The 21,550-nt window shown below is 70.5% G+C and carries 29 protein-coding genes; 12 read left to right on the forward strand and 17 right to left on the reverse strand.

All coding sequences use genetic code 11. From position 1 onward, the window contains the following. The first annotated feature begins 109 nt into the window (after positions 1–109). Positions 110–1,354, forward strand: coding sequence for an MFS transporter (locus tag ACU6WY_RS05880; protein ID WP_483821519.1), 1,245 nt, complete (start codon positions 110–112; stop codon positions 1,352–1,354). Here ACU6WY_RS05880 and ACU6WY_RS05885 read toward each other — a convergent pair. The 3 genes from ACU6WY_RS05885 to ACU6WY_RS05895 all read right to left on the reverse strand — a co-directional run bounded on the left by ACU6WY_RS05885 (position 1,336) and on the right by ACU6WY_RS05895 (position 2,867). Then, the gene (locus ACU6WY_RS05885) at positions 1,336–2,067 is read right to left on the reverse strand and encodes a YidC/Oxa1 family membrane protein insertase (RefSeq protein WP_483821520.1); all 732 of its coding nucleotides are present in this window, start codon (positions 2,065–2,067) and stop codon (positions 1,336–1,338) included. The genes ACU6WY_RS05880 and ACU6WY_RS05885 overlap by 19 nt on opposite strands. An 85-nt stretch (positions 2,068–2,152) precedes the next feature. Then, the gene (locus ACU6WY_RS05890; protein WP_483821521.1) at positions 2,153–2,440 is read right to left on the reverse strand and encodes a DUF6412 domain-containing protein; all 288 of its coding nucleotides are present in this window, start codon (positions 2,438–2,440) and stop codon (positions 2,153–2,155) included. A gap of 28 nt (positions 2,441–2,468) precedes the next feature. Then, entirely contained in the window at positions 2,469–2,867 is a 399-nt protein-coding gene (locus tag ACU6WY_RS05895; protein WP_483821522.1) for a DUF3054 domain-containing protein, read from the reverse strand. Positions 2,868–2,978: 111 nt separating this feature from the next. On the opposite strand from ACU6WY_RS05895, the gene ACU6WY_RS05900 reads away from it, so the two are divergent. Then, positions 2,979–3,404 carry a VanZ family protein gene (locus ACU6WY_RS05900; RefSeq protein WP_483821523.1) on the forward strand — a complete coding sequence of 142 codons (426 nt, stop codon included), beginning with the start codon at positions 2,979–2,981 and terminating at the stop codon, positions 3,402–3,404. A gap of 31 nt (positions 3,405–3,435) precedes the next feature. Here the strand turns inward: ACU6WY_RS05900 and ACU6WY_RS05905 are convergent, their stop codons facing one another. Both ACU6WY_RS05905 and ACU6WY_RS05910 read right to left on the reverse strand, forming a co-directional pair. Then, positions 3,436–4,515 carry a sensor histidine kinase gene (locus tag ACU6WY_RS05905; protein ID WP_483821524.1) on the reverse strand — a complete coding sequence of 360 codons (1,080 nt, stop codon included), beginning with the start codon at positions 4,513–4,515 and terminating at the stop codon, positions 3,436–3,438. Next, the gene (locus ACU6WY_RS05910) at positions 4,508–5,176 is read right to left on the reverse strand and encodes a response regulator transcription factor (RefSeq protein ID WP_483821525.1); all 669 of its coding nucleotides are present in this window, start codon (positions 5,174–5,176) and stop codon (positions 4,508–4,510) included. The genes ACU6WY_RS05905 and ACU6WY_RS05910 overlap by 8 nt, the downstream gene beginning before the upstream one ends. 51 nt (positions 5,177–5,227) lie before the next feature. On the opposite strand from ACU6WY_RS05910, the gene ACU6WY_RS05915 reads away from it, so the two are divergent. After that, entirely contained in the window at positions 5,228–5,740 is a 513-nt protein-coding gene (locus ACU6WY_RS05915) for a metallophosphoesterase family protein (protein ID WP_483821526.1), read from the forward strand. A gap of 77 nt (positions 5,741–5,817) precedes the next feature. Next, entirely contained in the window at positions 5,818–6,423 is a 606-nt protein-coding gene (locus ACU6WY_RS05920) for a M15 family metallopeptidase (RefSeq protein WP_483821527.1), read from the forward strand. Positions 6,424–6,489: 66 nt separating this feature from the next. On the opposite strand, the gene ACU6WY_RS05925 is transcribed toward ACU6WY_RS05920, so the two are convergent. The 3 genes from ACU6WY_RS05925 to ACU6WY_RS05935 all read right to left on the reverse strand — a co-directional run bounded on the left by ACU6WY_RS05925 (position 6,490) and on the right by ACU6WY_RS05935 (position 8,658). Next, complete coding sequence (locus ACU6WY_RS05925) at positions 6,490–7,584, reverse strand: fatty acid desaturase family protein (protein ID WP_483821863.1); 1,095 nt, start codon at positions 7,582–7,584, stop codon at positions 6,490–6,492. 239 nt (positions 7,585–7,823) lie between these two features. Then, positions 7,824–8,027, reverse strand: a complete 204-nt coding sequence (locus tag ACU6WY_RS05930) for a cold-shock protein (protein WP_026095524.1) — start codon at positions 8,025–8,027, stop codon at positions 7,824–7,826. A gap of 499 nt (positions 8,028–8,526) precedes the next feature. Continuing rightward, on the reverse strand, positions 8,527–8,658 hold the full coding sequence (locus ACU6WY_RS05935) for a hypothetical protein (protein WP_483821528.1): 132 nt from the start codon (positions 8,656–8,658) through the stop codon (positions 8,527–8,529). A gap of 113 nt (positions 8,659–8,771) precedes the next feature. Here ACU6WY_RS05935 and ACU6WY_RS05940 point away from each other — a divergent pair, with 113 nt between their 5' ends. From ACU6WY_RS05940 to ACU6WY_RS05950, 3 genes are all read left to right on the forward strand, one after another. After that, on the forward strand, positions 8,772–8,927 hold the full coding sequence (locus ACU6WY_RS05940; RefSeq protein WP_483821529.1) for a DUF2256 domain-containing protein: 156 nt from the start codon (positions 8,772–8,774) through the stop codon (positions 8,925–8,927). Beyond that, the gene (locus tag ACU6WY_RS05945) at positions 8,924–10,363 is read left to right on the forward strand and encodes a cryptochrome/photolyase family protein (protein WP_483821530.1); all 1,440 of its coding nucleotides are present in this window, start codon (positions 8,924–8,926) and stop codon (positions 10,361–10,363) included. Before ACU6WY_RS05940 ends, ACU6WY_RS05945 begins: the two co-directional genes overlap by 4 nt. Before the next feature lie 313 nt (positions 10,364–10,676). Beyond that, positions 10,677–12,206 (forward strand): catalase, encoded by a 1,530-nt coding sequence (locus ACU6WY_RS05950; RefSeq protein WP_483821531.1) that lies wholly within the window; start codon positions 10,677–10,679, stop codon positions 12,204–12,206. Positions 12,207–12,229: 23 nt separating this feature from the next. Here ACU6WY_RS05950 and ACU6WY_RS05955 read toward each other — a convergent pair whose 3' ends face one another. From ACU6WY_RS05955 to ACU6WY_RS05965, 3 genes are read right to left on the reverse strand one after another with little or no spacing between them, the layout of a single operon-like run. Beyond that, positions 12,230–12,817: a DUF2238 domain-containing protein gene (locus ACU6WY_RS05955; protein WP_483821532.1), complete on the reverse strand. Its 588-nt coding sequence runs from the start codon at positions 12,815–12,817 to the stop codon at positions 12,230–12,232. Continuing rightward, on the reverse strand, positions 12,814–13,650 hold the full coding sequence (locus ACU6WY_RS05960; protein ID WP_483821533.1) for an endonuclease/exonuclease/phosphatase family protein: 837 nt from the start codon (positions 13,648–13,650) through the stop codon (positions 12,814–12,816). Before ACU6WY_RS05960 ends, ACU6WY_RS05955 begins: the two co-directional genes overlap by 4 nt. Continuing rightward, positions 13,650–14,384, reverse strand: a complete 735-nt coding sequence (locus tag ACU6WY_RS05965; RefSeq protein ID WP_483821534.1) for a glycosyltransferase — start codon at positions 14,382–14,384, stop codon at positions 13,650–13,652. Before ACU6WY_RS05965 ends, ACU6WY_RS05960 begins: the two co-directional genes overlap by 1 nt. 86 nt (positions 14,385–14,470) lie before the next feature. Between ACU6WY_RS05965 and ACU6WY_RS05970 the strand changes: the two genes are divergently transcribed. Together ACU6WY_RS05970 and ACU6WY_RS05975 are read left to right on the forward strand one after the other, a co-directional pair. Beyond that, positions 14,471–15,223, forward strand: a complete 753-nt coding sequence (locus tag ACU6WY_RS05970; RefSeq protein WP_483821535.1) for a sulfurtransferase — start codon at positions 14,471–14,473, stop codon at positions 15,221–15,223. Further along, positions 15,220–15,717 carry an N-acetyltransferase family protein gene (locus ACU6WY_RS05975; protein ID WP_483821536.1) on the forward strand — a complete coding sequence of 166 codons (498 nt, stop codon included), beginning with the start codon at positions 15,220–15,222 and terminating at the stop codon, positions 15,715–15,717. Before ACU6WY_RS05970 ends, ACU6WY_RS05975 begins: the two co-directional genes overlap by 4 nt. A gap of 1 nt (position 15,718) precedes the next feature. Here ACU6WY_RS05975 and ACU6WY_RS05980 read toward each other — a convergent pair whose 3' ends face one another. Next, positions 15,719–16,408, reverse strand: a complete 690-nt coding sequence (locus ACU6WY_RS05980) for a hypothetical protein (RefSeq protein WP_483821537.1) — start codon at positions 16,406–16,408, stop codon at positions 15,719–15,721. Between the two features lie 40 nt (positions 16,409–16,448). Then, the gene (locus tag ACU6WY_RS05985; protein ID WP_483821538.1) at positions 16,449–17,681 is read right to left on the reverse strand and encodes an NAD(P)/FAD-dependent oxidoreductase; all 1,233 of its coding nucleotides are present in this window, start codon (positions 17,679–17,681) and stop codon (positions 16,449–16,451) included. Between the two features lie 142 nt (positions 17,682–17,823). Here ACU6WY_RS05985 and ACU6WY_RS05990 point away from each other — a divergent pair, with 142 nt between their 5' ends. Beyond that, positions 17,824–18,231: a MerR family transcriptional regulator gene (locus ACU6WY_RS05990; RefSeq protein ID WP_483821539.1), complete on the forward strand. Its 408-nt coding sequence runs from the start codon at positions 17,824–17,826 to the stop codon at positions 18,229–18,231. After that, positions 18,228–18,632, forward strand: a complete 405-nt coding sequence (locus ACU6WY_RS05995) for a carboxymuconolactone decarboxylase family protein (RefSeq protein WP_483821540.1) — start codon at positions 18,228–18,230, stop codon at positions 18,630–18,632. Before ACU6WY_RS05990 ends, ACU6WY_RS05995 begins: the two co-directional genes overlap by 4 nt. Here the strand turns inward: ACU6WY_RS05995 and ACU6WY_RS06000 are convergent. The 3 genes from ACU6WY_RS06000 to msrB all read right to left on the reverse strand — a co-directional run bounded on the left by ACU6WY_RS06000 (position 18,629) and on the right by msrB (position 20,144). Beyond that, positions 18,629–18,997: a GntR family transcriptional regulator gene (locus tag ACU6WY_RS06000; protein WP_483821541.1), complete on the reverse strand. Its 369-nt coding sequence runs from the start codon at positions 18,995–18,997 to the stop codon at positions 18,629–18,631. The genes ACU6WY_RS05995 and ACU6WY_RS06000 overlap by 4 nt on opposite strands. Before the next feature lie 86 nt (positions 18,998–19,083). Next, a complete protein-coding gene (msrA, locus tag ACU6WY_RS06005; protein WP_483821542.1) occupies positions 19,084–19,638 on the reverse strand; it encodes a peptide-methionine (S)-S-oxide reductase MsrA in 555 nt (184 codons plus the stop codon). 47 nt (positions 19,639–19,685) lie between these two features. Then, entirely contained in the window at positions 19,686–20,144 is a 459-nt protein-coding gene (gene msrB, locus ACU6WY_RS06010) for a peptide-methionine (R)-S-oxide reductase MsrB (RefSeq protein ID WP_483821543.1), read from the reverse strand. 187 nt (positions 20,145–20,331) lie between these two features. On the opposite strand from msrB, the gene ACU6WY_RS06015 reads away from it, so the two are divergent. Further along, positions 20,332–21,159 (forward strand): SDR family NAD(P)-dependent oxidoreductase, encoded by an 828-nt coding sequence (locus ACU6WY_RS06015; protein WP_483821544.1) that lies wholly within the window; start codon positions 20,332–20,334, stop codon positions 21,157–21,159. Positions 21,160–21,199: 40 nt separating this feature from the next. Here ACU6WY_RS06015 and ACU6WY_RS06020 read toward each other — a convergent pair whose 3' ends face one another. Further along, positions 21,200–21,490 (reverse strand): hypothetical protein, encoded by a 291-nt coding sequence (locus tag ACU6WY_RS06020; protein ID WP_483821545.1) that lies wholly within the window; start codon positions 21,488–21,490, stop codon positions 21,200–21,202. Positions 21,491–21,550: the final 60 nt, after the last annotated feature.

Genomic DNA, 21,550 nt, shown 5'->3' on the forward strand with positions numbered 1-21,550 from the left:
CCACCAGAGCGCGGCGCTGTAGAATGGGGGTGCGGGTTCGCCCGCCGCACCTCGTGCATCTACCTACCGGACCGGCAAGGCGGCACCGCCCCACGCCCCGGAGATCCGCATGACCACGCCCCACCGTCCCCCGACCCTCGAGCATCGTTCGCTCCTGCACCACACGGGGTTCTGGTATTTCCCGGTCGCCTTCGTGGCCCGCCTGCCCTTCGCGATGATGACCGTGGGGGTGCTGGCGCTCGTCGTCGCCGTCCGCGGCTCCGTCGCCCTCGGCGGACTGACCTCGGCTGCGGTCGGCATCGGCGTGGTCGTCGCCGGGCCCGTGCTCGGCGACCTCGCCGACCGGTTCGGGCAGACGCGCGTGCTCGTCCCGTCGGGGATCGCCAACGGCATCCTGCTCGCCCTGTTCCCGGTCGTGGTGTCGTCTCCCGCGCCCGACGGGCTACTCCTGGCCGCGGCCACGGCGATCGGGCTCACCGGACCGCAGACCGCAGCGATGTCGCGCAGCCGCGTCATGGCGCTCATCGGGTCACGGATCGCCGCCGACCGGCGCGAACGGACGTTCTCGCGGGCCATGGCGTACGAATCGGCCGCGGATGAGACGGCGTTCGTCATCGGGCCGTTCGTCGTCGGGGTCCTCGCGGCCGTCGTCGCACCGTGGGCGCCGATCGCCGCGGCCGCCGTGCTGAGCTTCGTCTTCGTCACGGCGTTCGCCCTGCACCCCACCGGTCGCGCGGTCCCGGTCGGTTCCGAGCGCACCGCGATGGCGCCGGCCCGCGAGCTGCTGCGTCCGCGCATGCTCATGCTCGTCGTCGCGGTGTTCGGGGTGGGCGCGTTCTTCGGCTCGACTCTGACGTCGTTGACGGCGTTCATGGAGGCCCGCGGCGCTCCCGAGGCCGGAGCGCTGCTGTACGGGGTCATGGGGGTCGGCTCGGCCGTCCTCGCCCTCGCGGTTGCGGTGCTCCCCGCCCGGTTCTCGCTGCGGTGGCGCCTCGTGATCTTCGCGATCCTCCTGTTCTCCTCGGCGGGTGCCTACTCGGTCGGCGGATCCGTGGTCACCGTCACGGTCGTGCTCTGCCTCATGGGCATCGGTGTCGGGCCCTCGCTCGTGACGCTGTTCAGCCTCGCCGGCCACCGCGCGCCCGCGGGGCGCACGGCCACGACGATGACACTTCTCGCCTCGGCGCTCACCCTCGCGCAGGCGCTGTCGTCGGCAGTCACCGGTGCCGTCGCCGAGCGCGCGTCGGTCGAGACGGCGATGCTCTTCCCGGCGGGTGCGGCCCTGCTCGTGCTCGCGATGGCGGCGCTGAACGCCGTGCACGCCCGACGGTGGGATCACGCGGGCATCGGATAGACCCGCCGCAGCACCCACCGCTGGGCGAACGTCCAGGCCGTGGTGACGGCGAGGTAGAGGCCAGCGGCAAGCGGGACGAAGAGCGCGATCACCGCGGTCGTGAACGGCAGAATCGCCGTCAACCGTGCGGCCCAGGCGGGCGTGGTCGGGTCGAACGTCGGGCGAAGGAAACGCCGGGTCAACTCCCCGACCCCGGCGGTCACGGCCACCACCACACCCACGAGCGCCAGAGTCATGGCATCCGCCGTCCCGCCGGTGACGGCCGTGAGCAGGCTCGCACCGAGCGGCACTCCGACCAGCTCTTCGGCGAGCAGAGCGTTGGCGTGCCCGCCGATCGTCGGGTGGACGAACACGGCATACAGCAGGCCCACGACCGGGGCCTGCGCGAGCAAGGGCAGGCATCCCGCGACGGGGGAGACGCCGGCGTCGCGGTAGAGCTGCATCGTCTCGCGCTGCAGGCGTTCGGGGTTCTTCGCCCACCGTTCGCGGAGGAGACGCACGCGCGGGGCCAGACGTGCGCGGTCGCGTTCCGCGCGCGCCTGCGCTACGCCGACGGGGAGGAGGACGGCACGGACGACAAGGGTCACGATGACGACGGCGAGAGCCGCGGCCGCGCTGCCGGCCACGGGGGAGAGGAGGGCGGTGAGGGCCAGCAGGCCCCCGGTGGTGAGGTCGAGCAGGGCCGCCAGCGGCGGCAGGGCGAAGGGGTCCAAGGCAGTGTCCGTTCGTGGGGAGCGATCAGGGCGTGATCGGCCGCGAAGGGATGCCAGGACCGCACCGGAACGGCGCAGGGGCGGGTTACGCGGCCAGGGCCGCGTGTCCGGGAGCTCGCGGGCGGGGGTGCCCGTCGGCGTCGGGATCGCTCTGCGTGAGCGGAACGGAGGGATCGATGGGGCGCGTCGCCCGCGTCGGCGGCGGGCTGGCCGCGAGGCGGAACACGATGACCGCGATCGCCGCCGTCAGCACGACCGCCGCAGCCAGCGCGAGGGCCAGGAGGGGAGCGGGAGAGGAGCCACCGTCGGGGACGAGAGAGATCTCGGCCGCGACGAGGAGGAGATTCAGCGCGGTGAGGACAGACGCGACCATTGCGCACCTCCTCCCGTCGACCTGACGGTCACGCTACCAGCGATCGATCGAGCCGCACCCGCCTCACGAGCGCGACGAGCGCACGCCATCCCACGAGGAACAGCAGCAGCGTGACCGCGGCGACGACGACGAAGGCGACCGCGATCCCCTGACCGCTCAGCGCGCGTAGCGCCATGCCCGCCACGATCGTGACCGCCCAGACCGGGAGGCCCGTGCGCAGCGGCGCGAGGGGGCGGCGCCACCCGAGGCTGACGGTCCAGCCGAGCAGCAGCGCCGCCAGAAACGGCCACGCCGTGGTGGCCAGTCCGACGCCGGCTGGCCCGAGGACATCGCCGTCGTGCGTGGCCCGGCCGATCCCCGCAAAGACGACGACGAGCATGACGTCGACGATGAGCGCGAAGGCGGGGGAGCGGCGGGGGGTCGGCACTTCTCCATCCTCGCACCCGGACCCGGCGGTATCGCGAGCGTATGCGTCGGCGCAGACGAGCCCGCAACACCGGATCCGGTCAGCTGGACTTTCTCGACCGCTGGAGGCCCCGTGTCCGACCGTCCCGCCCGCATCCTCACCACCCCACGCGTCCTCGTCGCGACCGGCGTACTCGCCGGCATCGCGGCGCTGACCCTGGCACCCCGCACGATCGCGTGGCCCGCGCGCACGCTGCTCCTCGACGCCCTCGCGCACCTTCCCGCGAGATGGACCGAGGTGCTGCTCAGCGGTGGCCCTGATCTCGCGCTCAACATCGCCTTCTACGTGCCCCTCGGGATGGCGCTGGCGCTGCTGCTGCCGCTGCGGTGGTCGCCGGCATCCGTGGTGATCGGGGCCGTGGTGTCGGTGATCGTGGAGAGCGCGCAAGCGGTGATCCCGGGGCGTGTCCCCGATCCGGGCGACGTCCTGGCCAACACCGTCGGCGCCCTCGTCGGAACGATCCTCGTCGTCGTGCTCCGGACCATCGCGCGACGGTGACCGAGCGCGGTGTCCCCGATCGAGGGGGCGCTCAGCGCGGCAACCGCAGGCGCGCGTGCAGGCCGCCGCCCTCGCGCGGCCACAGCTCGAGGTGGCCGTGATGCGCGCGCGCGATGGAGGCGACGATCGCGAGCCCCAGCCCCGTGCCGTCGGCGGAGCCGCGCGTACGTCCGGCCCCGCGCACGAAGGGCTCTGGCAGGGTCGCCACCAGCTCTCGGGAGAGCACCGGCCCGGTGTTGACGACGTCCACGATCACCGCGTTGCGATCCTCGGTGACCGCAACCTTCACCCATCCGCTGGCGGTGTTGTGCGCGACGGCGTTGCGGACGAGGTTCGTCACCGCCTGGCGCGCGAGCATCGGGTCGACCTCGGCGACGCCGGTAGACCCCGTGATCGTGAGGCCGACCCCCGCCGCGTCGGCGTCGGGGCGGGCCTCGGCGACGACGGATCCCACCAGCGCGCCGATGTCGATCGCTTCTCGCGCGAGTGCCCCGCCCCTCGACACGCGCGCGAGCACCAGCAGTGCCTCCGTCAGGCGGATGGCCCGCTCGTTCGTGACCTCGAGGCGGTGCGCGAGAACGGGGAGGTCGACGGCGTCCGGGGCGGCGCGCGCCACCTCGAGCAGCGTTCGCATCGTCGCCAGGGGCGTGCGCAACTCGTGCGACGCGTTCGCGGCGAAGCGCTCCTGCTCGTCGATCGTCTCGCTCACGCGGGCGAGCATGGCGTCGAAGGTGTCGGCCAGATCGGTGAGCTCGTCACGGCGCCCCGCGAGTTCGACGCGGCGAGACAGGTCGCCGTCGCGGACGGCCCGCGCGGCGTCGGTGATCCGGGTGAGCGGGCCCAGCATGAGGCCCGCGACGATCCATCCGCCGCCGAGGCCGACGACCGCCAGACCGCCGATGGTGAACCACGCGTAGCGCACGAACGCCTCGAGGAGATCTCGGCGGGCCGGCGTGAACTCCCCGCTGTCCGAGGACAGGTTGCCCTCGGGAACGAAGCGCAGCACGAGGAACCCCAGCGCGAACACCGCGATGCCCACGAGGACCACGAACACGGCGTAGCTCAGGGTGAGCTTGAGGCGAACGGACGGGCCGGGCGCTCGCTCAGGCATCCGCGGGGCCCATCCGGTAGCCGACGCCCGCCACCGTCTGGATGAGCCACGGCTCGCCGAGGCGCTTACGCAGCGTCGAAATCGTGATCCGCACCGCGTTGGTGAAGGGATCGGCGTTCTCATCCCACGCCCGCTCCAGAAGGGCCTCGGCGCTGACCACGCCCCCTCCGGCGTTCATCAGCACTTCCAGGACCGCGAACTGCTTGCGGGTGAGCGGGACGTACCGGCCGTCGCGATACACCTCGCGTCGGAACGGATCGAGTCGGATGCCGTATTGCTCGAGCACGGGCGGGGTTCCGGCCGTCGGACGGCGCGCGAGCGCACGCAGGCGCAGCACGAGCTCGCGCAGCGCGAACGGCTTCGTGAGATAGTCGTCGGCACCGCTCTCGAAGCCTGTCGCTTTGTCGTCGAGCCGGTCGGCGGCCGTGAGCATCAGCACGCGCGGTGCCGCGGGCCGCGTCGACAGTTCCCGGGCGATCTCGTCGCCGTTCGGGCCGGGGATATCGCGGTCGAGGATCACCACGTCGTAGGCGGTGTAGCCGAGAAGCTCGAGCGCGGTGTCGCCGTTTCCGGCGATGTCGGCGGCGATGGCGTCGAGGCGCAAGCCGTCGCGGATCGCCTCGGCGAGGAAGGGTTCGTCCTCGACGATCAGCACGCGCATGCCGTCATCGTAGGCGGGCCGATGTATCGCGGGTGTAAGTAGCGTGGAGGGATGCCGACCCGACTCCTGCTCGTCGCCGACACGCACGTCCCGAAACGCGCGCGCGTGCTTCCCGAGGCGGTGCGCCGCGCGGCATCCGAGGTCGACCTCATCGTGCACGCGGGCGACTGGGTCGAGGCGGGGGTGCTCGACGAGCTCCGTGCTCTGGGGCCAGTGCTCGGCGTCTGGGGCAACAACGACGGCGACGACCTCCGCTCCCGGCTCCCGGAGGTGGCCCGTGCCGAGATCGAGGGGGTGCGGGTCGCGGTCGTGCACGAGACCGGCGCGGCCACGGGTCGTGAAAAGCGAATGGATGCCGCCTTCCCCGACACCGATCTGCTCGTGTTCGGGCACAGCCACATCCCGTGGGACTCGGTGACGCCGCGGGGTCTGCGCCTGCTGAACCCGGGATCGCCGACCGATCGACGTCGCCAGCCCGCGTGCACACTCATGACCGCCACACTCGCCGACGGCGGGCTCCACGATGCGCGTCTGCACGAGGTACCTCGCGACCCGAAACGCTGACCGTTGACCGGCGCGTATCGTCGGCGTATCCCCGCGGGCTTACGCCCCGGCAACGGGGCGGGCGTTCGACTGGGGTCATGGCATCCCCGTTCACCGCTCGCGTTCGCCCCCTCCGTCATCGGCTGGTTCTGCTGGCGATAGCCGGCGGGCTGATCCTGATCCTCATCTCGGTCATCATGCTTCTGGCATCCGCGACCGCCTCGTCGTTCACCGCGCGTGTGCTGGCGGGGGTGGTGTTCACCCCGACCGAGGACGACGGCATGATCGACGCCGCCGGTCCGCTCACGGTCGACAACGACACCCACCCCGCGATGCAGCAGCTCGACCCCGCCCTGCATGACGCCCTCCGCTCCGCGCAAGAGGCGGCTGCGCGTGACGGAATCACGTTCGACGTCACGAGCGGATGGCGCAGCGCCGACTACCAGCGCTGGCTGCTCGACGACGCGATCCGCACCTACGGCAGTGAGGAGATCGCCCGCGAGTACGTGGCCACCCCGGAGGGCTCGAGCCATGTCACCGGACACGCGGTCGACATCGGCTCGCTCGACGCGCAACTCTGGCTCATGGAGCACGGCCGCCAGTGGGGACTGTGCCAGACCTACGCCAACGAGCGCTGGCATTTCGAGAGGGCGACGGATGCCGGGGGAGAGTGCCCCACACCGCACCTCGACGCGCGCGGGTGAGCGGGCCCGGAACGCCGCAGCGCCGCCCCCGGGATCCGGAGGCGGCGCTGTCGTATGGGGCGCGTGTCAGATGCGGCGTGCCGCCGAGGTCATCGGGCACTCGAACGGATCGCGGGCGGCGAGGCCCACGCGGTTCAAGTAGGCGATGACGATGCCATAGGACTGCAGAAGAGTCGTCTCGACATAGGGCACGTTGAGGGTCTCGCAGTGCTCGCGGACGATCGCCCGCGCGCGGCTGAGGTGCGGCCGGGGCATGTTCGGGAACAGGTGGTGCTCGATCTGGTAGTTCAGGCCTCCCATGAGCCACGTGGCCCACCATCCACCCGAGATGTTGCGGGAGGTGCGCACCTGCTTGCTGAAGAAGTCGAGCTTCGCCCCGGGGGCGATGACCGCCATGCCCTTGTGGTTCGGGGCGAACGAGGCACCCATGTAGACGCCGAACACGGCGAGCTGCACGCCGAGGAACGCGAACGCCATTCCCACGGGGAGGAAGATGAACACCGGGGCCACGAACACCGCGAAGCGCAGGGCGATGAGCGCGAGTTCGGTCCAGCGTCCCTTGACCTCGCCGCGCGAGAGCAGGTGACGGATGGCCAGAGCGTGGAGGTTCAGGCCCTCGAGCGTCAGCAGCGGGAAGAACAGCCAGCCCTGACGCTGGGTGATCCAGCGGCGGAGACCGCGGGCGGTGGCGGCATCCTCGTCGAGGAACGAGATCGTGTCGATCTCGATGTCGGGGTCTTTGCCGACGCGGTTGGGGTTGGCGTGGTGGCGGGTGTGCTTGGTCGCCCACCACGACTGGCTCATCCCGACGATGCCGTTACCGATCCAGAGCGCGAGCCGGTCGTTGGCGCGACCGGAGGCGAAGATCTGCCGGTGGTTGGCCTCGTGCGCGAGGAACGCGACCTGCGTGAACAGGATGCCGAACGCGGCGGCGATCAAGAGCTGGAACCAGCTGTCGCCGAGGAGAACGAAGCCCGTGATGGCGCCGCCGAAGCCGAGGACGATGGCGGTGCCGACGAGGGCGTAGAAGATGCGGGTGCGGACGAGGAGTCCACTTTCGCGAACGACCTGGGACAGCTCCGTGTAGGCCTTCGCGATCGGGGGGAATTCGGTGGTGCCGGAGTAGGTCTGACGAACGGGGCCGAGACGGGACTCGACGATGGTGGAGGCGATGAAGATGCTCCTCGCAGTGATGACCGTAGTCGGGAACCGAGGCGACTGCCCGGGCTGAGCCCCACACTACGTCGGGGTGTATGAGGCCACCGGTATACGTCGGCATTCACCGCATACTCACCGAAACCGGACACGTTGCGGACATGCCGGACGACCGCGGCCCGGACGCAGCGAAGGCCGGGACGTCGCGCGGCGACGTACCCGGCCTTCACCGAGGAGCTGTGAGCTCAGAGGGGGCGGATGTTCGCCGCCTGCATGCCCTTGGGGCCCTGCTCAGCGTCGAATTCGACCTTCTGTGCTTCCTGCAGCTCCTTGAAGCCATTGCCCTGGATCGCGCTGAAGTGCGCGAACAGGTCGGCCGAGCCGTCGTCGGGTGCGATGAACCCGTAGCCCTTCTCGGAGTTGAACCATTTCACGGTGCCAGTGGCCATCGTGTTCTTCCTTTTTCTTTTCGGGCCGCAACTGCGGCCGGGGGCGCCGCTCCGATATGCACGGAGCGGACGGTGACGACGCATCGCCGGGACGGCGAGGCGTGAGCGGTGGCGGTCGACGGCGTACTGCGCCGCGTCGACGGACGGGTGAATGCCGAGGTCTTCGCCGAAGGGTCCCTGGGCTTCGTAGCCGGAGGGGGCGGCGCCGACGAAACCGGCGTAGTCGGTATTGACCATCGCGACGTACACGCCGAGATCGGCCTGTCGCCACGCGAGGGGCGAGGGGTGAAGCAGTGACACGAGAACTTTCCGCGAGACGCGCGAGGCGCTGGTCGCGTGCGCATGAACAGCGCAAGAGGAAGAGGAACGGAAGCGATCGATAACGGCTCGGTGCCGTGCGCCCGGCATCTCAGCGATGAGGCGGACGTCGATGAAGCTGGTCCCAGAACGAATACTTCACGGTAGCACGAATACCGTGCTACCGCGAGAGGAGGTGCGTTCAGCCACCCGACGGGTTGTCGACGGGGGCGTCGTCGTCGTCGGTCGTGCGGGGGATCTCGGGGGCGTCGGCCGTCTCGAGCTCATCGGGCTGGTCGGCGGTGTCGGGGGTGCGATCGGGTGTAGCAGTCATGGCATCCACTCGATCAGTACGCGCGGACGCGCGCACGACCCTTGCGCGACGGCGGGCGATGTGCTCAGCGCAAGCCCCGAGTTCGTCGTGAGGAGCGCTGCCACGATGGTTCTATGGCACGACCACCCCGGCGCACCAAGCCCTGCGCTTCCTGCGGCCGCCCGTTCTCGGATCGCAAGCGGTGGAGCGGCCGCGATCAATGGGATGAGGTGCGGTACTGCTCTCGCCGGTGCCGGGCGGATGCGGCGAAAGAGCGGCGGGGCGCATGAGGGCGGCACTCATCCTCGCGACGCAGCAGTTCGCCGACCACCCCGCGTACGCCGACGACGGCGTCGAGGAGTTCTTCTTCATCGAGTCGGCGGCCCGCTTCGCGAAGCTCCCGTACCACCGGCACAAGATCGTGCTCCTGCTGTCGGCGATGCGGCACACGGCGGCGCGGCTCGAGGCCGAGGGGCGCACGGTGCGGAGGATCGGGCTCGACGACGACCTCGGGTTCGCCGACGGTCTCACGCGCCTTCTGACGGAGCATCGGGTGACCGAGTTGATGTGGATGAGCGACCCGAACCGCCCGGTCGACGAGCGCATCGCCCGACTGTGCGAAGAACGCGGCGTCAAGACCGACATCGTCCCCGACGCGCTTTTCCTCACCCCCGAGGATGAGCTCGACGCGTGGTTCGCCGACCATCCGACCCCGCTCATGGAGGACTTCTCCCGCTGGCAACGCCGCCGCACCGGCATCCTCATGGACGGCGGCGTCCCCGCGGGGAAACGCTGGAACTTCGACGCCGACAACCGCAAGCCGCTGCCGAGGAAGGGCGTCGACATTCCGGCGCTTCCCCGCCCGGATCACGACGAGATCACCGCGGCGGTGATCGCTGAGGTCGACGAGCGCTTCCCCGACCACCCGGGCCGTGCCGCCGATTTCTGGCTGCCGGTGACACCCGAGGCATCCCGGGACTGGCTCGACGTCTTCGTCGCCGAGCGCCTCCACGACTTCGGCCGGTACGAAGACGCGATGAAGGCCGACGAGCCGTTCCTCTTCCATGCCGTGATCTCCCCGATGCTCAACATCGGACTGCTCACCGTCGACGAGGTGATCGCCGCCGTCACGCGCACCGATGCACCCCTGGCATCCGTCGAAGGGTTCGTGCGGCAGGTGATCGGCTGGCGCGAGTACATGCGCGGGATGTACCGCGCGCACCCGAAGCTCGAACGGGTCAACGCCCTGCACCTCGAGAAGCGCGTGGAGGACTACTGGTACTCGGGGGAGGGGATTCCGGACGATCTGCCGATCCCGGTGCGCACCGTGCTCGAGCGCGTGCACCGGTGGGGCTACGCGCACCACATCGAGCGACTGATGGTGCTCGGCAATTGGTTCCTGCTGCAGGGATACGCGCCGAGCGACGTGAACCGGTGGTTCCTCGCGCTCTTCGTCGACGCGTATGACTGGGTCATGGTGCCCAACGTCATGGGCATGAGCCAGTACGCCGACGGCGGGTTCGTCGCGACCAAGCCCTACGTCTCGGGCGGGGCGTATCTGCAGAAGATGGGGTCGTGGTGGCCGTCGGCCCAGGATGCCAAGGACTCGGCGTTCACCGAGGCGTACTGGGCGTTCCTGGAGCGGCACGAGGACGCGCTCTCCGGCAACCACCGGCTGTCTCTGCCGCTCGCGCAGATGCGACAGCGGAGGGACGCCGCGGGGTAGCGCGGCGGACCGGTCTTCTCGACGGGCTGGGCGAGGGGGCGCGGGCCGAACTCCTGAGAAACCGGCGCCGAACCCGGCTCCCGCGGCGTCGGTGGGCGATGTGCGGCGATGACTCAGGAGTTCGGCACAGGTCAGCCTTTCAGCTTGCGGAGCGCCGAGCCCTTGTGGGCGGCCGTGGCGTCGGTCTTTTCGGACTTCACGATGTAGGCCGTCGGACCGTAGGCGACCGGGCCGAGAAGCGCAACAGGTCGCCCGTGTCGGACGCCCTGCGTAGCGTCGAAGCATCCCACCGACCCCCGACGCGAGGAGAGCCATGACCACCCCCACCACCGCGAACAACGGGGCGCCCGTCGCCAGCGACGAGCACTCGCAGAGCGTCGGAGCCGACGGCTCCATCGCCCTCACCGACCACTACCTCATCGAGAAGCTCGCGCAGTTCAACCGTGAGCGCGTACCCGAGCGCGTCGTGCACGCCAAGGGCGGCGGGGCGTTCGGAACGTTCCGCACGACGGGCGACGTGTCGGCCTTCACTCGCGCGGCGCTGTTCCAGCCCGGCGTCGAGACCGAGATGCTCGCGCGCTTCTCCTCGGTCGCCGGCGAGCAGGGGAGCCCCGACACGTGGCGCGACCCGCGCGGCTTCTCGCTGAAGTTCTACACGACCGAGGGCAACTACGACCTCGTCGGCAATAACACTCCCGTCTTCTTCGTGAAGGACGGCATCAAGTTCCCCGACTTCATCCGCTCGCAGAAGCGCCTCCCGGGCAGCCATCTGCGCGACAACACGATGCAGTGGGACTTCTGGACCCTCTCGCCCGAGAGCGCCCACCAGGTCACGTGGCTCATGGGTGATCGTGGCATCCCGGCGTCGTGGCGACACATGAACGGCTATGGCTCGCACACGTACCAGTGGATCAACGCCGACGGCGAGCGGTTCTGGGTGAAGTACCACTTCCACACCGACCAGGGCCACAAGACGCTGACGCAGGACGAGGCCGACCAAATCGCGGGCCAGGACGCCGACTTCCACATCCGCGACCTGTACGCCGCGATCGAGCGGGCCGAGTTCCCCACGTGGACCCTCAAGGTGCAGATCATGCCGTACGAGGATGCCAAGACCTACCGCTTCAACCCGTTCGACCTGACGAAGGTGTGGCCGCACAGCGACTACCCCGAGATCGAGGTCGGCACGATGGAGCTCAACCGCAACCCGGGCAACTACTTCGCCGAGATCGAGCAGGCCGCGTTCGAACCGTCGAACTTCGTGCCCGGCATCGACGCCAGCCCCGACAAGATGCTGCAGGCGCGCATCTTCAGTTATGCCGACGCGCACCGCTACCGCGTGGGCACGAACTACCAGCAGCTGCCGGTGAACCGTCCTCACACGGAGGTGCACTCCTATTCCAAGGAGGGCGCGATGCGCTACGAGTACAACCCGCCCGAGGTGCCGGTGTATGCGCCCAACTCCGCCGGCGGGCCCGCGGCCGAGCCGTGGCGCACGGGTGACGGCGGGTGGCAGAGCGACGGCGAACTCGTCCGCTCCGCCGCCACCCTGCACCCCGAGGACGACGATTTCGGGCAGGCGGGCACGCTCGTGCGCGAAATCATGTCGGCCGAGCAGCGCGACCGTCTCGTCGAGACGATCGCGGGGCACGTCGGGGGAGTGACCCGCGCCGAGGTGCGTGATCGTGCCGTGCAGTACTGGACGAACGTGGATGCCGAGCTCGGCGCCCGTGTGGCGGCGGCGCTGCCGCCGCTCGAGGGTTCGACGGCCCCGGGCGAAAAGCTCAGCGAGCCGAACCCCGACGGCGACCTCGTGGGACGCGACGTCGCCGGACGCGTCTGATTGGTTCCGGGTCGACCGCGCGGTCAGAGGGCCGCGCGGTCGACCCGGGTCAGCCGGACCCGGGATGCCAGGATGCCGACGACGAGAGCGCCGATCCCGCCCGCAGCCATGTCGCCGATCGTGTCGTCGTAGGTGACGAAGATGCTGTCGGTGATGAAGCGGTAGCCGAACCACTCGACCATCTCCCACACGGCACTGAGCGCCAGTCCTGCCATCGACGCGACAACGATCGGGGTGCGGCGACGGGCGGTGCGGGCGATGACGCCCGTGTCGTCGAGCACCACGAGGGTCACAGCCGCCAGCACACCCGTGCACACGGCATGCACGATGAGGTCCCATCCGGTCCACGCGCGGTAGAGGTCGAGGACGTTGCTCCCGGCCGCGACGAGGACGGTGACACAGGTGGCGAGGTCGAGGCCAGCGCGGAGCCCCAGCATGCGCGAGAGCATGACCGCGGGGAGCGCCATCGAGAGCACCGCGGTGTCGGTCACCGGCAGAGTAAAAGCCGCCACGAGCACGATCAGGATGGCGACGGCGCGCACGGCATCCGTCGTCCATTCCGTGGTCGTGCGCGGTGGCCGCTTCAGGTTGGCGTACATCGCGCGGATCATCGGCTCTCCGCCCGTACCGGAATGCGCACCACGGCCTGGATCGGCAGGTGGTCGGAGGGCCAGCTCGTCCCCGTGGGCCGGGGGTCGATGCCCACCGCGCGCACGCCCACATCGGGGGTCGCGAGGATCGCATCGATACGCCGAGCCCCGAGCTTCGGCCGGCGGTAGTTGTTGTACGTGCCCCACTCGGCCGTGCGGCGGGCCGGAGTGGAGGCCCACGTGTCGACGAGCCGGCCGTCGTCGAACATGGCGGAAAGCTCCGTCGAGCGCACGTGCGCGTTGATGTCGGCGGTGAACAGCAGCGGGCCGCTTTCATCGGCGACGACGTCGTTCAGCCAGCGTGCCGAGCGACGGCGGGCGCCGCGAGAGAACGCGTCGAAGTGACTATTGATGAACACGAAGCGCGCGGTCGTGACGTGGTCGCGCATCCGGGCGATCACCGCGATGCGGGGGATCGTGTTGCCCCATCCGGTCGAACCGGGCACGGCGGGCGTGTCGGAGAGCGCGACCTGCTCCCAGTCCTCGACCTCGAGCCGATCGCGGTCGTAGAAGATCGGCGTGCCCTCTCCGCCGAGGTCCTTCCCGCGACCGAGGCCAACGCGGCCGTACGACGACCCGAGCGCCCCCTGCACCCACCGCGCCTGGTCGGGCATCGCCTCCTGCGACCCGAGCAGGTGCGGGCGGGTTGCCCCGAGGAATGTGCGCAAGCGCTCCTTGCGCAGGCCCCACCGGTCGGCGGGCGGCCACGTGATCCGCTCGAACCGACGGCGGACGTTGAGGCTCATCACGTGCAGGTCGGGTGCCTCGACGTTCGGGAACAGCACGGCCGCCATCAGCGTCGTCCGCCGAGCCGACGAGCCCACCGCAGGGGAGGGAACTCGCGCGGCCAGTGCGCGAACACGGTGCCCATGCCCCGCGAGAAGCTGCGGGCGAACCGCCGCGGCCGCACCGTGCGCGAGGACACGCGCATCTGGTGGTGGGCCGCGACGATCCGGATCCGGTGGCTCTCGCCGAGGTGGAACGCGAGGTCGAGATCGTCGTGCAGGTGGGGGTCGAGGTGCACCCGATCCCGCACGCTCTCCCACGCGCGGCGCCGGAACGCCATGTTCGAGCCCCACAGCGGGGCGTGACCGAGTGCCGGGTACGCGAAGGCGGTGTAGGTCCCGAGGAACGCCCACGCCATCGGCCGCCGCTGCCGCGTAGGACCGTCGTGGAACACGGCGCCGGCGGTGACGGCATCCACCTCCGGGTCGGCGAGGGCCTCCACCATGCTCGCGATCCACCCGGGGGCGGGAAGACTGTCCGCGTCCAACCGCAGGATGAGGTCGCCCTGTGCGGCGTCGTAGCCGGCGGCCGCGGCGGCGGGGATACCGCGCTCGCCGCAGAACACCACGCGGGCACCCGCGGCCCGCGCGACGGCGGCGCTGTCGTCGGCGGAGGCGTTGTCGACCACGACGATCTCGTCAGCGGAGCGCGACTGTGCGGCGAGTGCCCGCAGGCAGGCGGCGAGGGGGACGGCGTCGTCGCGAACGGGGATCACGACCGACACAGTGGGATCTTCGGGCACGGATCCTCCAGGGGGGACGGTCCTGCCACGTTAGCGACAGCGGCGGCGGGCTCTGACCGCCTTGCGCTCTGCGTACCCTGGATGCCATGGCATCCGCGGCATCCGTCCTCAACGTCTCGGCGTACCTCTTCACGCGGATCGACGACCCCGCGGGGCTACGCCCGCTGCTGAAGGAACGCGCTGCGGCGGCGGGGCTGCGCGGGACGATCCTGCTCGCCGAGGAGGGCATCAACCTCTTCCTCGCGGGCGAGGCTGACGCCGTACGTGGCTTCATCGCCGACCTGCGCGCCGACGTCCGCTTCGCCGCGCTCACGACGAAAGAGAGCTGGTCGGACGCGGTGCCGTTCGGCAAGCTCCTCGTGAAGGTCAAGCGGGAGATCATCCGCATGGACCGCCCCGAGGTGCGCCCGCAGGACGGCCGTGCGCCCGCCGTGTCGCCCGCGACGCTCCGCCGTTGGCTCGACCGCGGCGCCGACGACGAGGGCCGCGAGATCGTGCTCGTCGACACGCGCAACGCGTTCGAGGTCGACTACGGCACGTTCGCGGGGGCGAAGGACTGGCGCATCGAGCGGTTCACCCAGTTCCCGGATGCCGCGACCGCCCACCGCGACGAGCTCGCGGGCAAGACCGTCGTGAGCTTCTGCACGGGCGGCATCCGGTGCGAAAAGGCCGCGCTGTACCTCCGCGAGGAGGGGCTCGACGCGTACCAGCTCGACGGCGGCATCCTCGGCTGGTTCGCCGACCAGGGCGACGCACACTGGGACGGCGACTGCTTCGTCTTCGACGAGCGCGAGGCCCTCGACGCGGCGCTGTCGGCCCGGGCTAGCCTCGACGCATGACCTCGCTGACCGATGGCGCTGAGCTGCGCCGGGCCCGCCCGGGCGACGAGCCCGGCATCCTCGCCTGCATCCAGGCGCTCGCCGACTACGAGCGCGAACCGGATGCCGTGGACAACACGGTCGACATGCTCACCGCCACGCTCTTCGGCGACGACCCCCGCGCGTTCGCGCTCGTCGTCGACGGTGGCGACGGTGAGATCCGCGCCATCGCGATCTGGTTCCTCACGTACTCCACGTGGACCGGGCGCCACGGGATCTGGCTCGAAGACCTCTACGTGCACGAGCGGTATCGCTCCCACGGGTACGGCGTCGCGCTGCTGTCGGCGCTCGCCGCGGAGTGCCTCGAGCGCGGCTACTCTCGCCTCGAGTGGACGGTGCTCGACTGGAACGAGCCCGCGATCGGCTTCTACCGCGCGCTCGGTGCCGAGGCGATGGAGGAGTGGACGACCCGCCGCGTCACGGGCGAGGCGCTCGAGGCGCTGGCGGCCCGCTGAGCTACGACTCGATGCGCGCGAGCGAGAGCGTCAGGAAGGGCAGGCTGTCCCGCGGGAGCACCGTGGTGCAGACGACGTGCTCGTTCACCCGGAAGCCGACGGCATAGACGAAGGGGTCAGTGTCGATGTGTACTCCCGGACGCTCCTCTCCGTCCACGCTGATCGAGGAATCGGCGAGAGCGCTCGCTTTCACCTTCCACCCGTCCGCTGTCGTCGGGCCGGCCGGAAGCCCGAGTTCCTCGCGGAAGCTGTTCCGCAGGACGTGATTCGTGTGGTCGAGGAGCTGCTGCGAGAGGGAGTGTCGATCGCGGTCGGGTGATGCGTGCCACGCGGTGCGGGTCGCTTCCCACAGCATCGGATAGAGGAAGATCCGCGCCTGCTCCTTCAGCCAGGTGGGACGACCCCACGGGGGCTCGTCTTCGACCGCATGCCGCGTCCGGTCGTCGAGATCGACCTCGTTCCGTGGATCGGAGCGGTCGTCGGGATACCTCCACAGCGTGTACGTGAACTGCACGGAGAGCTCGTCCACGCCGTTCGGCCCGCCAGCTTCGGTGAACCCCGTGATGGGTGCGCGGGTGAGGGAGCGTTGCGGCTGAAGTTCGAACACGGGGAACGCGATCGCGCGCAGTCGAGCGTCGGACGCGATGCCCGGATCGGGGGCGTCCTCGGGCACGACTCCGCGATATTCCATGGGTCGAGTCTGGCTCGGGTGCGCCCGGATTCCCAGGGGGTCAGCGCCCCAGATCCCGCAGCACCGCGTCCGCCGCCCGCTGCCCCGACACGAGGGCGCCCTGGATCGACGCGGTGTCGCGGTGGTCGCCCGCGACGTAGCGTCCGCCGAGGCGCACCGGGCGGCGCAGCTGGAGCGACGGCTCCTGCGAGGGAAGGGCTCCCGAGATGTCGTCGCGGCGGAGCAACCGCCACGGACGCGTGTCGGCCTCCCACACCTCGGCGAGCTGCCGCCGAACGTCGGTCTCGGTCGCCGCCGACGGCAGCACGCACGTCGCCTGGATGAGGTGCTGCCCGCGCGGAGCGTACGCGGGTGCGGTGTTCGACATCACGGCGGTGTTGACGATCGGCCCGCGGCGGCGTCCGTCGACGCGCAGCGCGGCATCGGTCGTGGGCGCCTCGTCGGCGGCGAGCCACCAGGTCTGCAGGCCGCGCGGTCGGGGGAGCGGCACATCGAGTCCGGATGCCAGGCCCGTGGCGATCACGACCGCCCGGGCGTCGATGGCATCCGCCCCCTCGATCTCGACACTCCATCCCGTGCCCCGGCGGCGCGTCGCGGTGACGCGGTGGGAGAGGCGGATGCCGGCTCCCGCGCGGCGAGCGGTGTCGGCGAGGTGGGCGGGAAGGGCGCCGATGCCCGCGGCCGGAACGCCCGGGCGCCCGAGCGCGAAGCTGCGGATCAGGAGCCGAACGAAGGCGTCGGAGGTCTCCTGCTGATCGTCGGCGAGCACGCCCGCGAGGAACGGTTCCAGCACGCTCTCGCGCAGCGGACCGCGCACCCCCGCGCGATCCCACGCCTCGTCGAGGCTCCGATCGGGCCCGGTCTTCGCGGCGCGGGCCGACAGGATCACCGGCGCCGCCCAGCGGGCGAGAGCGACGGCATCCGTCAGGCGGACGAGCCCACTCGCGAGCGTCGCGGGAATCGACCCCGGATGCCGGAGGGGATGCGCGAGCCGCGCGACCCGGTCGTCGAGCTTCACGCCGACGGCGACGGGGAAGCGCCGCAGTGCGAGGGCGTCGAGGTCGACCCACCGCCGGATCGCCGGATAGGCGGGGTTGAGCACGTGGAAGCCGCGGTCGAGGCGGAAGCCGTCGACGATATCGGTGCGTTCGCGCCCGCCGACGGCGTCGTCCGCCTCGAGCACGACGACATCGCGTCCGGCCTCGGCGAGCCGCGTGGCGCAGCGAAGGCCCGCGAGTCCCGCGCCGATCACGATGACGTCGTAGGTGCTCATGGTTTCAGCGTAGGAGCGCTCTCGGGTCGACAGGGGGGATTGCGGCTCTTCAGCTCAGCGCCTCGACCGCGTCGGCCCGCTCCGTCACGGACCGACGCGCCGAGGTTGACTTCGAGCGCGCTCGAACTCCTAGCCTGCAGGTGTGGCACAGGAACACACAGGTCTCACGGTTGGGCAGATGAGCGTGGCGACCGGGGTGACGGCGCACACGCTGCGCTATTACGAGCGGGCAGGGCTGGTTCGGCCCGTGGCCCGGAGTTCGGGCAATCAGCGGCGGTACTCCGCTGCGGACGTGGAGTGGGTGAGGTTCCTCCTCCGGCTCCGTGAGACGGGGATGCCGATCGCGCGAATACGCGAATACGCCGCGCTTCGCGAGCAGGGGCCCGCGACGACGGAACCGCGTCTTCGGCTGCTGGAGGCGCACCAGGCAGGTCTGCATGAGCAGATCGCCCGTCTGCGCGCCCACGAGACGGCGCTGATCGAGAAGATCACGACCTACCGGGACGGCCTCGCCGCGATCGACGCTTCGACAGAACGGAACGACCGATGACCGATACGACGGAACGACAGCAGAGATTTGCACACGGCAAGAAGGTTCTCGACGCGGTCGACGGGGCCGCCGGTGCGAACGTCATCGATGCGCTCGCCGGGATCTCGCCCGAGCTCGCCCATCAGGTGGTCGCGTGGGGCTTCGGTGAGATCTACTCCCGCCCCGGACTGGAGCCCCGGGATCGACAGCTGGTGACACTCGGGATGCTCACCGCGCTCGGCGGCTGCGAACCGCAACTCGACGTCCACATCCACGCCGCGCTGAATGTCGGACTCACCCCGGAACAGATCGTTGAGGCGTTGCTGCACAGCGCCGTCTATTGCGGCTTCCCCCGCGCGTTGAATGCGACGTTCGTCGCCAAGAAGGTCTTCGCCGACCGCGGACTGCTGCTCGTCGGCTAACGGCCCGCGTCGTTCGTCAGCGCTGCTCGAGCCAGGTCGAGCGCATCCGACGGCTCGACCCCCAGGGTGTGCATCGCGCGGGCGAACTCGGCGGCGGCCCGGGCGGCGCGTTCCCTCGTGGCATCCGTGCCCGCCGATACGAACGTGCCCGCCCGCCCGCGGGTCTCGACGAAGCGCGCCTCTTCGAGCTCCTTGTAAACGCGCGCGACGGTGTTGGCGGCCAGACCCAGGTCGATGGCGAGCGTCCGGACCGGGGGAAGCCGTGTCCCCGTCGGCAGCGCGCCGCTCTCGATCATCGCGATGATCTGAACCCGCACTTGCGCGAACGGGGGAGTCGTCGATGCGGGGTCCAGTCGGATGTCCATGGTGCCGCCACCGTATCAACCGCGGCCGGCGCGGCCGGCAACGGAAAGGGCCCGGATGCCATGGCATCCGGGCCCTCGTCCGAGACTTACGCGGTCGCGTCCTCGCGCTTGGGCAGCACCCAACCGGGCCGCACGAAGTGGCACGTGTAGCCGTTCGGGATGCGGATCAGGTAGTCCTGGTGCTCGGGCTCGGCCTCCCAGAAGGGGGCCTCGGGCTCGATCGTCGTGACCACCTTGGCGGGCCAGATGCCCGACGCGTCGACGTCAGCGATCGTGTCGCGGGCGACCTCCTCCTGCTCGGGGGAGAGCGGGAAGATCGCCGAGCGGTAGCTCGTGCCGATGTCGTTCCCCTGACGGTTCAGGGTCGACGGGTCGTGGATCTGGAAGAAGAACGCCAGGATGTCGCGGTAGCTCGTCTTCGCGGGGTCGAAGACGATCTCGACCGCCTCGGCGTGGCCGGGGTGGTTGCGGTAGGTCGCGTGGTCGTTCTGGCCGCCGGTGTACCCGACGCGCGTGTCGAGCACGCCCGGCTGGCGGCGGATGAGGTCTTCGACACCCCAGAAGCAGCCGCCCGCGAGGACGGCGGTTTCGGTGCCGGGGCGGCGGGTGATCTCGCCGGTGTCGGTGGGTCCGCTGGTCATGTTCTGGCTCCTTTGGGGGTGACGGGGAAAGATGAGGTCGAAGAGCTTCATGAGGCCTGGCTCTCGCTGAACAGCGCCAGATAGGCCCCGTAGCCCTGAGCCTCGAGTTCGTGGACGGGCACGAAACGCAGTGCTGCCGAATTCATGCAGTATCTCAGCCCGCCGGCCTGGCGGGGGCCGTCGTCGAAGACGTGACCGAGGTGGCTGTCGGCCCCGCTCGAGCGCACCTCGGTGCGGCTCATCCAGAGGGTGCGGTCGGTCTTCTCCACGACGGCGGTGTCGTCGATGGGCTTGGTGAAGCTCGGCCAGCCCGATCCGCTGTCGAACTTGTCGGTCGACGAGAACAGTGGCTGCCCCGACACGACGTCGACGTAGATCCCTGCCTCGTGGTTGTCCCAGTACTCGTTGCGGAACGGCGGCTCCGTTGCGTCGTCCTGCGTGACGGCGAACTGGCGGTCGGTGAGGCGCCCGAGGGCGGCCGACGTCTTCCGGTACTCCGTGCTCACGGTGTGCATCCCTTCGCTGCGATGCCCGGTGCGGGCATCACCCAGAAGAACGCCGGACGATGCGGATTTGGTCCCGCGGGGCTGGGAGCGGGCTGTGAGTTGTCGACGGTTCCGGTGGCCACGGGCAACCCCGGCCGTTCGTCCGGGTGCGCTCGGTACCGTGGCCCCTCGACCCCCAGGAGGATTCATGCCCCGCACGATCGTCATCACCGGTGCCAGCGACGGCATCGGTGCCGCGTCCGCCCGACAGCTCCACGAGATCGGTGAAGAGGTGGTCATCGTCGGGCGCAACCCCGACAAGACCCACCGGGTCGCCGATGCGCTGGGCGCGGCCTCGTTCGTGGCCGACTTCTCCGACCTCGCCCAGGTGCGCGAGCTCGCGGCCTCCCTGCTCGCGGCGTACCCGCGGATCGACGTGCTCGCCAACAACGCCGGTGGGATCTTCGACGAGCGCCGCACGACGGTCGACGGGTTCGAGGTGACGTTCCAGGTCGATCACCTGGCGCCGTTCCTGCTCACGAACCTGCTGCGCGAGCGGCTCCTCGACTCCCGCGCCTCGGTCATCCAGACCTCCAGCGCCGCCGCGCGGCTGTTCTCGCGCTTCGACGTCGATGACCTGCAGGGCGAACGCCGCTACTCCGCCTCGCGCGCGTACGGCAACGCGAAGCTCGCGAACGTGCTGTTCACGAAGGAGTTGCACCGGCGCTACGGCGACGCGGGCCTCTCCGCCGTCGCCTTCCACCCGGGCGTCATCGCCTCGAGCTTCGGCTCGACGGGGAGCGGCTCGTGGAAGTTCCTCTACGGCGGCCAGCTCGCGCAGCGGTTGCTGACCTCGACCGACGTGGGTGGTGCCCGTCTGACGTGGCTCGCGCTCGGCAAACCGGGGGTGGATTGGATGCCGGGCGGCTTCTACGCCAACAACAAACCGGGGAAGACCCACCGCCGCGCCGACGATCCCGCGCTGGCACGCCTGCTGTGGGACCGCAGTGCGGAGCTGGTCGGTCTGCCGGAGTAGCCATCCCGTAGCTCGCGCGGGCGGAGGGTGTGACGGGGCCTCAGCCCACTCCCGCGCGCGGTGGCTCGATGGTCCACCCGAGCCGCTCGAGGGCCGCGTGCAGTCGGCGCCCCTGCGCCCACGCGATCGCGCCGGACACGTCGGAGTACACGTCGACGACGAAGGGCGGCGGGTCCCCGAACTTCGGAATCTCGACCTCGGCCCACGCCCGCGGCGCGAGCCAGACGCGCGGGCGCGGCGTCCGTGCCCCGTCGACGGCCCCGTCGGCGGCGAACGCGATGACATCGAGCGCGTCGAGCTTGGTGATGGGCATGTCGACGACGAGGGTCACGGCATGGAGTCTTTCGGTCATCGGGCACCTCCCGGGATCATCCTCACACGCGCGGCGCGG

The sequence above is a fragment of the Microbacterium sp. ZW3a genome (assembly GCF_057167165.1).